Here is an 11,763-nt window from a genome sequence, read left to right as displayed (position 1 = left end):
AGGCTTCAAAATCCTGGTGTCACATTATCAGTTCTGAGGGTATGGAGACGTGCCTGACAGAGTACGCTTCTCATAACTCACTTGTCTTGCAATGGATCTAGGGCTGCTACATATATCTACGTAAATTCCGGCTTAATATCTTTTGCTGTAAAGAATTTCCTGATTGCTTCGCAAACTGATAGAAGATTCGAGTAAATTGTCTCGATCACCAGAACGGATATCTGCATTCTGACGGTTGAGTTGCATTCACTCTTATTCTTCAGGTCAGGGCATCCTTGAAAAAACGTCACTGGTTAGAACTAGTTGAGTCGTTATCGCTGGTCGGCTTGGGGGTTGGATCGGTTGTCTCCCTCATGTCCAAGCAGGTTTTGTTTGCATCCACGCCGCTGTCTGTGCTGGTGCTGCTAAACCTGATTAACCGTCGGCGGTTTGAAGACCAGAGCGAACAGAATACGGCGATCGCCCTCTCCAAACTCGATCGCCGTGTGTCAAAGCACATTGAGTTGCTCAACCAGCAGATGATGTCGCTGCCCACCCCAGAAGCGATTGGCAGCCTGAAGAAAACAGTTACTCGCAACAACCGCGAAATTTTAGACAAGCTGGCTAGCGAAGTTGCAGAAATTCGGCAAGAGATTCAGGATCGGCTTGACCCCATTGAGCAGCAGGGCATTCAACCGCTGCGGCAAGAAATTTACCAGATTCATGAGCAGTACGCTCAGCTTTCAGATACCTTGGCGGGGGTTACTAACTACCTGCAAAAGGCTTCTCCTGCCAATCGGATGGAGGAAGTAGAAGGGGCGATCGCCCAATTTAAAACAGAACTGGTGCAAATTCGGGTGAATTTGCAAAACCTGACCAATTTGACCAAACCCAGCATTGTTTCCCTGCGGGATCAGGTGTCTCACCTCAATCGGCAGTTTCAAAAACTACCGCCACCTGTTGACTCCACCTCTCTAAAGCAGGAAGTCGCAGAACTGATCAAAATGGTTTCTACCCTGGTGCCCAAACGGGATTGGTCAGTACTTATGGCTGAAATGAAAGAGATGCAGCAGCAGCAAGAAGCGCTCAAGCAATCTCTCTCTGCGGTGGAAGCCACTGCGCTTAACCTGAGACGGCAAGTTGAGAAACCCATCCAGATTGCCGACCCAACCGCAACGCTTGAGCTAAGATATCCGCCGCCGTTTACCCCACCTGCCCAGGCAGAAGATCCGGCCGCGACCCTGGAGCTGAGCTACAATCCCCTGTTTGACAGCTTGCCCCGATTTGACCAAACGGTCTACAACAATTCGGTTGATGACCCCGCAGCAACTCTGGAGTTGGGTTACATTCCCCCAGATCCGACGAGCGACCTGGAGGAAAGTCTGGCTCGCATCGGGCCGTCGATGAATGGGCTGATGCCCTCTTTAACCTTTTCTGATTTGTTTTCAGAGGCTCAGGTGGCAATGACTGCCTATCTAAATGGCTTACAGAATTCTGATCTAGCCTCTTCAGAACTCTACATGCAAGCTGAAGGCGCAATGACTGCTTACTTGAGCAGCATCCAAGAACAGTTTGCCTCGCTGCAACAGTTTACGCAAACCCTAGCAGAACAGCACAAACAGCTTCAGGAACAGGTGAGTCATTTGCCTCCCGCTGAAGATGCGGAGATGATGCGTCATCATTTGGAAGATCTGACGGTTGGCTTGGCGGCGCTTAAAAACAACTCAAAAAGTTTTCAGACGCGAGTGGAAGCTACATTGCATCAGGAGTTGGAGGGGGTGAATCGTCACCTTCAGGCTTTGCCAACGGGGCTTCAGTATGAGTTGATTTTTGATCTAAAGTCTCACCAGTCCGGCATGAATGGAAAGAGTGTTTCTAAGAGCCGTGCCATTCTGGAAGAGGCGCTGACTCAGACTCAAGAGCGACTGATTTTAGTCTGGCAATGGTCGGCGCAGTCGGGTTTGGATGACGGGCTGATGCAAAAGTTAGAAACCTTGCTCAGTCAGAAGCGCCAGCTTGATGTGGGCTGGTGTCACGTGGCTGACCGCAACGAAGTCCAGTTTCTCAGCAGCATTAATCAGCAGTGGTCGATCGACCCAATTCAGCGAGGGGCAATTCAGGAAACGCTGCACAAGCTCTTGCAGCTTAAGCGCAACTACCCAGATTACTTTCGCTTTAAGGTTTTGGGAGCGCGGGAGAATTTTTTGGTTTCAGATCAATCGTTTGCTTTGTTGGGAGTAGATGAGTCTCTGACGACGACAACCGTGTTGTCAAATCTGGAGCTAAAGCTGCGAACGACTGATCCTGAGGTGATCCAGAAGCTGACTGAAAGTTTCGATAGTCCAACACTTGACCCTGAAGATGTCGCAGCTCACTGGAATCGAGCGGTAACGCGCTATAGGCTGGGTGACAAGGCTGGGGCGATCGCCGACTTCGACAGTTTGATTGCCCTTACCCCACGCGATGCAGCAGCCTACAATGGTCGGGCGTTGGTGCGCTATGACCAGGGCAACAAGTCGGGCGCGCTGGCTGACCTGAGCGAAGCAATTGTGCTAGATCCTCGTTACCTTGCTGCCTACTGCAACCGTGGCTTTATTCGGGTGGAAATGGGCGATCCCTATGGGGCGATCGCTGATTATAGTTTGGCGATCCAGATTCAACCCAACCCAATTGTCTACTTCTATCGCGGCATGGCTTGCCAGAAGTTGGGCAATCCTCAAGCTGCTGTTGCAGACTATTCAGAGGCGATCGCTCTGTCACCCAACAATGCGATTGTTCACTATTATCGGGGCATTGCCTATCAGCGATTGGGCAATCGAGGAGGGGCGATCGCTGACCTAGAAATTGCCGCCAAGCTATTTACCGAACGGGGCAGCAAAGCCAATGCCCAAAAAGCCCTCAGCAATATTGCCAAACTGCGCCAAGCTCCAACTTCCAGTCCTGTCCGCACTACCGCTATCAATCACAGCATGGTGCCAGAAGCGTTGAAACGTTAGATCAGTAACTTTAAACGTAGAACGAGTAATCATCATTACTCAAAGCAAGTTTTCAGGCTTTGCTCTAAACGAGATCAAATACCCGATTGATACTTAGAGAAACGTTGCGATGCTGACATCTGAAAAATTGAAAGTAATTGACCTTAAACTTGAAGAAACTAATGGAAAGATGCGGCAGCTTGAAGAGGTAAAGAATTACCTATTTGCTAAACGTAATCGTGTTACTCAAACAACTTCAAGCTGAACGCTATCCTTACAGCAAAATCAAGAGCAGCAAAAAGCCTAAAATAGGCAAACCAGATTCAACAAAAACTTCAGTTGTGAAATTCTCTGTAGCGGAAGTTTGCGATTTCATTAGTCAGTTCTCCTTCCATTCCCGTAAAATTTGACGGATAGCTATGCCGTTTAGGGCATTAACTTGGAAAGCAAGAGAACAATTAATTTATGAACCTTCTCTTTGAGCTTTCCTGCTTATCTGGAACTGACTACATCACCAATTTTGCTAGCTCCGGATCGTACATAAATTGCAATACAAATAGCCTCATTGCCCCATAACAAAATCCGTTCCTGCCAACGGCAATTTGGACATTGCCGAAGCTTCTAAGGTGAGTGCAACTAAATCTTCTCGCTCCAAATTGTGAACGTCAGACTTGCCGCAGGAACGCGCCAGACTTTGAGCCTCCATCACCATTGCCTGAAGGTAATTTGCAACGTGAGTTGCGGCTTCTTCAACGGGTAGACGCGCCATCAGGTCTTCATCCTGGGTAGTAATGCCGACCGGACACAATCCTGTGTGACAGTGGTGACAGTGATAAGGTTCTGTGCCGAGTTTGTGATAGCTTTCCACGTAAATGGGTTTGTTGCAGCCCATTGCGATCAGGCTAGCTGTGCCAATGCTGACGGCATCTGCTCCTAAAGCCAAGGCTTTGGCGACATCGGGACCAGAACGAATGCCGCCCGAGATCACAAGCTGAACTTCTCCATACATACCGCTTTCCTTCAGCGCCTCGACTGCCTGCACCAGAGCAGGAAGCGTAGGAATTCCAGAGTGTTCCTGAAAAATGCTTTGGGTGGCTGCGGTGCCGCCTTCCATGCCGTCTAGTACGATTACGTCTGCGCCAGATTTGATTGCCAGTTTGACATCATCTTTGACGCGGGTTGCGCCAATTTTGACGTAAATGGGAATCTCCCAGTCGGTGGCTTCGCGCAGTTCTTCGATTTTAATTCGCAGGTCGTCGGGCCCGATCCAGTCGGGGTGGCGAGAGGGCGATCGCTGATCCACTCCTTCTGGCAAGGTTCGCATTCCAGCTACGACCTGATTCACCTTTTGCCCTAGTAGCAAGCCGCCACCACCCGGTTTAGCGCCCTGTCCTACCACAATTTCGATCGCATCTGCTTTCTTCAAATCCTTAGGGTTGAAGCCATAGCGCGACGGTAAACACTGATAGACCAGCTTAGATGAGGCTTCTCGCTCGTCGGGCAACATGCCGCCATCGCCTGTGGTGGTAGAGGTTCCCAGCCAGGTTGCAGCTCGACCTAAGGCAACTTTGGCGTTGCGGGACAGTGCTCCAAAGCTCATTCCGGCGATCGTAATCGGAATTTCTAACTCCATCGGGCGCTTGGCGTGACGAGTTCCCAACACCGTTTTAGTGCTGCACTTCTCCCGATATCCTTCTAGTGGCAGGCGAGTCAGAGAGGCAGTGAGAAAAACCAGATCGTCCAATCGGGGCACGTTGCGGAATGCACCAAATCCGCGAATCATGTAGCGTCCCAGTTCTGCTCGTTCCTGGATAGCTTGAATGACTTCAGGGTTAAAAGTACTGCTGGTGTTGAGAACAGGTTCCATTAGAAGTTCTAAGTTAAAAATTCAAAAGGATTAACGAGAGGTCACGTAGGTTGGGTGAAGCAAGGCGAAACCCAACAGCAATGTTTGGCAAGTGTAAGGTTTATCGATTTGCTTAAGCCGGTAGGGGCTGACCATCGCGAAGATTTAAATTTGTTGGGTTTCACTGCGCTCTACCAACCTACAGAATGCGATCGCTTTAATATGCGTCTTTCCACTTGCTGAAATCTTTGGCTTTGAAGTGATATAGCTCCTGAGCGCAAACTATCTTTTTGAACTCATAAGCTTTGGCATCCAGACCCAGAGGGTGAAGTTCTTGGGTGAGCAGTTCCCAGTCCTGAGCGGTCATGGGTTCAAGTCGAGCATCCGCACCTAGGGATTTGATTGTGCCGCCGACAAAGATTTGACCGTCATAAATAGAGTCACCCAGATTTTCGCCTGCATCACCGCAAATGATAAATCGTCCCTGCTGCATCATGAAGGCGCTGCTATGTCCGACATTGCCGCTGACGATCAGGGTGGCTCCTTTGAGTGAGATGGCGGCGCGAGGTCCAGCATTTCCCAGGATGCAAATTTTGCCACCGTGCGCCGAGGCTCCAGCGTTGGCGGAGGCATTTCCCTGGACGGTAATTTGCCCAGACATCAAATTTTCACCGACTGACCAGCCACAGGAACCGTTGATTTCAATCGTTGCTCTATCACACAAGCCGCCGCAGTAGTAGCCGACCGAACCTTGAAAACTAATAGTGATCGGATGTTCCAGGGCGATCGCCAGATTATGTCGTCCTGCCGGATTCACCACTTCCACCTGCTCAATTCCCTCAGATGCCAGCGCTTTTAGCTGCTGGTTAATTTCACGGGTGGTTAACTTTGCACAATCCAAAACTGTCTTAGAAAGAATCGTCTCAGGCATCTCAGCAAAAGAATGAAGATAAAACAACCTAATCCCTAATCCTTAATCCCCCAGCCCTTCCTAGCTCCTAGCCTCTAAAAGCTCACGAGTCACTGCAACAGTTGACCAGATGTTAATTTCACCTGCATCTGGTTCACGGAGGGGCACGGTTGGGTCAAAGTGGGGCAATGTGAGCAGGGCGCGATATTCGGAGGCGATCGCCACCATCTCAGCTGTTTCGTAAACTACGGCAGGTTTGGCGGCGTACTTATCGCGCACTAGTGCAACTTTGTTGGGTGTTGCAACTAAAAAAGTGTAGGTTCCATCGATGTCACGCAGAAGCTTTTCCAAAGCAGCTTCTAGCGGTTCGCCTAGGGAAAGCTGGTGGTGAATGTAGTGGGCGATCGCCTCTGAGTCATTGTGAGTTTCAAATACTACGCCTGCCTGCTCTAACTTAAACCGCAGCTTGTAGTAGTTAGAAATCTGACCATTATGGACAATCGATAGCCCAGAGCCAGGGGTAAAGGGGTGGCAATGATTGGTATCTACGACAGATTCCGTTGCCATGCGCGTATGTCCGATACCATGACTGCCGCTGACATCGTAAAGTCCATACTTTTTCGCCAGATTATTAACCGCACCTACTTCCTTGTAAATCCCTGGTTCCTGGGTGTCTGTGTCACTGTATAGGGCAACCCCACAGGAATCTGGGCCTCGGCTCTCTAAGGGTTGAATCAGGGACAGCAAATCCCGTCCAAGGTTTTGGTAAGAAGCTGGATTATGGTAGATGATGCCTGCAATGCCGCACAAAGCTGCCTCCTGATTGGTTTTCGCTGCAATCTATTTGAGTAATGGGCAACGATGGAAAAACGAGGCGGACAAGCTTCAGCAAAGGGCACATGTTTAAATGAACCGATTACTTGAATGCCCGCCTCGCAATGACCAACATGTTATGAGAATGAGGAACGTCTCAACTCGTTATAACAAGTACGGTGGGGGAGGAATTGTGTAGTCTGTGACTGTTTTTATCTTTTAGTTTTTTGGGGAAATATTTCTCAATCCAAATCCCTTTTGGGGGCTAGCCCCCAAACCCCCACTGAGGGACGAAGCGCGTCCCCCATCCACCATCCCTTGCGGAGGGTGGATGGGTGGCGTGGCGCTTCGCATTGGTGGGTGGCAGGGTTTTTTTAAGTGCTGGGCAGTGCAAATCGTGGCTCAAATTTCTTTGAGGGATGCGCCGAGCCAGCCGGAGAAGTTTTTCTGCTGTGTTTTTGAGGGATTTTCGCTCGCCTTGATCTGATAGCGCGAGGGGCGCGGGGCTACAAGCTGAATGGGGTGTGTGAGCAGTTGGTCCTGGTGGAAGAAGGTGAGGTGAATTACCTGGTTGGGCTGATAGTCTTTGAGGCGATCGCTCAGTTGCTCTGCTGTGACCCGCAGTCCATCGATCGCTAACAGTTCGTCACCGGGGTCGATACCTACCTGATGGGCTGGGGAGCCAGCTTCGACGAATTTGATCATTTCCCGTCCGGCTTCTGTCTTTACGGTGATTCCCAGGAAGGGGGGCTGTTCGTCTTCGCCTTCGGACTGAAGCTGGAGTCCAAAGGGTTCTAGATACTGGTTGAACGGTAGCTCTTCGGTGGTGTTGAGGAAGCGATGGAAGAAGTCTAACAGGTCGGTTTCGGCGACTGATTCGATCACAGATTGAAGCTGTTCGGGGGTGAAGCCGGTCTCGGATTTGCCGAACTGATTCCACATTTGGCGCATCACTTGGTCGAGCGATCGCCCATTCCCATGCTTGGCTCGAATCAGCAAATCTAGCAGCAGCGACACCATCTCACCTTTGAGGTAATAGGAAATTTGCACGTTATCGCTATTGGCATCGCGGCGGTAGAGCTTAATCCAGGCGTCAAAGCTCGATTCGTCCAGGGGTTGCACTTGGCGACCCGGAGTTTGCAAGAAGCGGGTAATGCCTTTGCTCAGTTCTTTGATGAAGAATGAGATATCGTAAATGCCAGCTCGCAATGGTATGAGGCGATCGTAGTAGCTGGTGGTGCCTTCGCTAAACCAGAGGGAAGGCGTGTAGTTTTCTGCTTCGTAGTCAAACACTTCTAGCGCTTTCGGGCGAATTCGCTTGACGTTCCACAGGTGAAAGAATTCGTGAGCAACAAGCTGCATGAAGCGGTTATACCGTTCTGGCGATCGGAAGCCCAAACGTGGATAGTTGAGTGAGCAGGAGTCTTTGTGTTCCAATCCGCCGAAGCCTTGAGCGGAAAGGTGCAGCAGGAAGAGGTAGCGATCGTAAGGTAATCCTTCAAACAGATCTGCCTCGACCTGAATGATCTTGCGGGTGTCTTCGATGATTTGCTCTGGCTTTGCGTTTCCTTGTCCCCAAATGGCTAGCGCGTGGGGTTTATCCAACACTTCAAACTCGTACACCTGCTGTTTACCGACTTCAAATGGGCTGTCTACCAGCGTGTCAAAGTCAGCCGCGACAAATGTATTTGCTCCTGACGCTGCCGGTAGGGGTGTGGAAACCTGCCAGTCTGGGTTGGGTGGAATGATCGTGACTTGAATCGGTTTATGCTCAAATCCTGGCAAATAAAAGCAGGTCGCCGCTGGATTAAAGTAACCGTGCGTTGCATCCAGATGGTTCGTCCGCACGGATAGCTCATTCGCAAAAATGCGATAGCGCACAGTGATTTCTGACGTGCCTGCCGTTTCGACCTGCCAGTGGTTTTTGCTCTGCTTTTGCCAAGCTAACGGTTTGGCGGAATCGGCTGTCTCAGCGGTGAAATCCTGAAGGTGTCTGGCATATTCTCGCACCAGATATGATCCCGGTGTCCAGACGGGCATCTTCAAATCCAGCACGTCTGTCTGCCAGCCTTTGATCTGGAGCGTGATTTGAAACAGGTGAGTTTCAGGCTGCGGCATCGCTACCTGATAGTGAATTGTCAGGTCAGCGGCGGGCTTGGCAGCAGGGCGGATTTGAGTAGCTTCTGTCATGTCGCGTCTTCAGGATTCTGCAAGATATTGTCGATAGCCTATCTCATCTAACCTAGCTTGTTTGTCCAGAACCAGGTTGTTCAAATCCTGGCGATAGCGCTGCACTTTTTCTAGCAGTTCGGGTTGATGGCTAGCGAGGATTTGCACGGCCAGCAGTCCGGCGTTTTTGGCATTGCCGATCGCCACGGTTGCCACGGGAATTCCGGCAGGCATTTGCACAATCGAGTAGAGCGAATCTACGCCCTGAAGATGGCGACTGGCAACGGGTACGCCAATCACGGGTAGTGGAGTTAGAGCGGCAACCATTCCTGGTAAGTGGGCGGCACCACCTGCTCCAGCGATGATCACTTTGAGTCCACGCAGATGTGCCTGTTTTGCGTAGTCCACCATGCGTTCTGGGGTGCGATGGGCAGAAACGATCGCCACTTCACAAGGAATCTCAAATTCTTCGCAGATGGCGATCGCTGCTTGCATGGTTGGCAGGTCGGAGTCGCTGCCCATGATGATACCAATAGGGGATGGGGTCATAGGATGAGGGGGTGGGGGATGGGAATAAGACAGGGGGTGTGCGAGGATCTGAAAGAGGTTTCAAGAACTAGTCCCTACAGCTAATCTCCCATGCCTGACTATTCTCTGGATATTATCAATGCTCGATTGGTTGGCTACCAAGAGCTTTACCGAATTTGCATTCGTCAGAGCAAGATTAGCACTGCTGCACCGATGGCTACGGGTGTTAAGCAGTTCCCGCCGTCTGATTTGCGGGTGCTGGATGTAAAAGGAGACTGGATTTCGCAAGGTGGCATTGATTTACAAATTAATGGCGCGTTGGGGTTGGCATTCCCCGACCTAAATTTGAATCATCTCGACCAGCTTGCAGAAATCTGCCGTTTCCTCTGGACGCAAGGCGTAGATGGGTTCCTGCCAACCCTGGTAACGACCTCGATTGAGAATATTGGGCGATCGCTCCACACTATCGCTACTTTTCTAGAACAGTCCCAGCCCGATCCACAATCTGCCCGAATTTTAGGGGTTCACTTAGAAGGTCCTTTTCTTAATCTAGAGAAGCGAGGTGCCCATCCTAAGGAATATTTGCTGCCGTTGCAGCTAGATCAGGTCAAGCGAGTGCTGGGCGATTATGCATCCCTTGTGAAGGTGATCACGCTGGCTCCAGAACTTGACCCTACTGAGACGGTGATTCCTTTCCTCAAATCTTTGGGAATGACGGTTAGCTTGGGACATTCTCAGGCAACCGCGGCTCAGGCTCAGGCTGCGTTCGAGCAGGGAGCCTCTATGGTGACTCATGCCTTTAACGCCATGCCTGGATTGCATCACCGTGAACCAGGACTGTTGGGGGCAGCATTGCTGCATCCGACCGTTTATTGCGGCTTGATTGCAGACAGCCAGCACGTTTCTCCACTTATGGTCGATTTGCTGCTGCGGGTTGGACGAGGGACGCGATCGCCCATTCCCCACGATTTGGGCATCTTTCTGGTTAGCGATGCGCTTGCACCGCTGGGTTTGCCTGACGGCACTTATCCCTGGGACAACCGCCAAATTGAGGTGCAAGACGGTACAGCACGGTTAAAAAACGGCACCTTAGCAGGTACAACGCTGCCCTTGCTGGTAGGAGTGCAGAATTTGGTGAAGTGGGGCGTTTGTGAAGTGGGAGAGGCGATCGCCCTGGCAACGACAGCCCCTCGACGGGCGATCGGTCTGCCAACATTACCACCATTAATCGCAGGTCAGTCCGCTGATCTGCTGCGCTGGCACCTGAAGCAACCCGAAGAATTAGTCTGGGAGCGAATGAGTTTCTAATCCCCACAAAGCAAAGAGGGGGGCACCAACGGTGCCCCCCTCTTTGCTTTAAAGCGGACTTTTCGAGGTGAAAATTAGAGCTGTGGCACGTATTGCTCTTTCTCAGGAACCTCAGCGTATTCTGCGACGATTTGGCGGAATTCTTCACCGTCAATGGTTTCCTTCTCGATCAGCAGGTCTACCAGGCGATCGATCACGGCGCGGTTGTCGCGGATGATCCGGCGGGAATCGTCATAGCAATGCTCGACGATGGTGCGAACTTGAGCGTCAATCCGGGCGGCAATCTCATCAGAATATTCTGAGCGAGACATCCAGTCACGGCCAAGGAAGACCTCTCCCTGCTGGCTTTCTAGGGAAAGTGGTCCAAGGTCAGACATGCCGAAGCGAGTCACCATTTGCCGCGCCATGTTGGTCACCTGCTGCAAGTCGTTGCCTGCACCTGTGGTAACTTCAGCATCGCCAAAGATTACATGCTCGGCGGCTCTTCCACCCAATGCTCCAGTGATTCGAGCCATCAGTTGAGAGCGAGAAATCAAGCCCTGCTCTTCATTAGGTGTGAACCAGGTCAAACCTTGAGCTTGACCGCGAGGAATCAGCGTTACTTTCTGCACCGGATCGTGTGCTTTCAGCAAGGTGCCAACGATCGCATGTCCTAACTCGTGATAGGCAATCAGGCGCTTGCTCTTGCTGTCTACCAGCGGCGTACCTTCCATGCCTGCGACAACGCGGTCTACCGCATCGTCGATTTCCAGCATGGTGATTGCTTCTTTGCGGCGACGGGCAGTTAAAATTGCTGCCTCGTTCAACAAGTTAGCAAGGTCGGCTCCGGTGAATCCAGGGGTGCGACGGGCGATCGCCTCCAGAGAAACTTCCTGAGCAATCTTCTTGTTGCGTGCGTGGACTTCCAGCACTTCCAGACGACCCTTGATGTCCGGCGGATCGACGGAAACCTGACGGTCAAAGCGACCGGGACGTAACAGGGCAGAGTCAAGGACATCAGGACGGTTGGTTGCCGCGATGATGATGATGCCGGTGTTTCCTTCAAACCCGTCCATCTCGGTGAGCAACTGGTTGAGGGTTTGCTCCCGCTCATCGTTACCACCCCCGATTCCGGCTCCCCGCTGCCGTCCGACTGCGTCAATCTCATCAATGAAGATGATGCAAGGGGCGTTTTCCTTTGCCTTCTTAAACAGGTCACGCACTCGTGAAGCACCAACTCCAACAAACATCTCGAC

7 protein-coding genes and 1 pseudogene are annotated in these 11,763 nt (G+C 51.2%); 2 read left to right on the top strand and 6 right to left on the bottom strand.

The genetic code is table 11. From position 1 onward, the window contains the following. Positions 1 to 275: 275 nt before the first annotated feature. Positions 276 to 2,975 carry a tetratricopeptide repeat protein gene (locus H6G00_RS25880; protein WP_190798923.1) on the top strand — a complete coding sequence of 900 codons (2,700 nt, stop codon included), beginning with the start codon at positions 276 to 278 and terminating at the stop codon, positions 2,973 to 2,975. A gap of 541 nt (positions 2,976 to 3,516) precedes the next feature. Here H6G00_RS25880 and H6G00_RS25875 read toward each other — a convergent pair. From H6G00_RS25875 to purE, 5 genes are all read right to left on the bottom strand, one after another. After that, entirely contained in the window at positions 3,517 to 4,821 is a 1,305-nt protein-coding gene (locus tag H6G00_RS25875; RefSeq protein WP_190689123.1) for an FMN-binding glutamate synthase family protein, read from the bottom strand. 196 nt (positions 4,822 to 5,017) lie between these two features. Continuing rightward, complete coding sequence (locus H6G00_RS25870) at positions 5,018 to 5,731, bottom strand: protein glxC (protein WP_190689126.1); 714 nt, start codon at positions 5,729 to 5,731, stop codon at positions 5,018 to 5,020. Positions 5,732 to 5,791: 60 nt separating this feature from the next. After that, positions 5,792 to 6,520 (bottom strand): glutamine amidotransferase, encoded by a 729-nt coding sequence (locus H6G00_RS25865; RefSeq protein WP_190689129.1) that lies wholly within the window; start codon positions 6,518 to 6,520, stop codon positions 5,792 to 5,794. Between the two features lie 405 nt (positions 6,521 to 6,925). Further along, positions 6,926 to 8,713 carry a M61 family metallopeptidase gene (locus H6G00_RS25860; RefSeq protein WP_190798922.1) on the bottom strand — a complete coding sequence of 596 codons (1,788 nt, stop codon included), beginning with the start codon at positions 8,711 to 8,713 and terminating at the stop codon, positions 6,926 to 6,928. Between the two features lie 9 nt (positions 8,714 to 8,722). Then, on the bottom strand, positions 8,723 to 9,241 hold the full coding sequence (purE, locus tag H6G00_RS25855; RefSeq protein WP_190643921.1) for a 5-(carboxyamino)imidazole ribonucleotide mutase: 519 nt from the start codon (positions 9,239 to 9,241) through the stop codon (positions 8,723 to 8,725). 90 nt (positions 9,242 to 9,331) lie between these two features. Between purE and nagA the strand changes: the two genes are divergently transcribed. Next, positions 9,332 to 10,528, top strand: a complete 1,197-nt coding sequence (gene nagA, locus H6G00_RS25850; RefSeq protein ID WP_190798921.1) for an N-acetylglucosamine-6-phosphate deacetylase — start codon at positions 9,332 to 9,334, stop codon at positions 10,526 to 10,528. A 74-nt stretch (positions 10,529 to 10,602) separates the two neighbouring features. Here nagA and ftsH2 read toward each other — a convergent pair. Beyond that, positions 10,603 to 11,763: pseudogene (gene ftsH2, locus H6G00_RS25845) on the bottom strand (ATP-dependent zinc metalloprotease FtsH2); the annotation flags it as partial.

The sequence above is a fragment of the Leptolyngbya sp. FACHB-541 genome, from assembly GCF_014695875.1.
GTDB lineage: Bacteria > Cyanobacteriota > Cyanobacteriia > Elainellales > Elainellaceae > JAAUTN01.
This window is presented reverse-complemented; position numbering and strand designations above follow the sequence as displayed.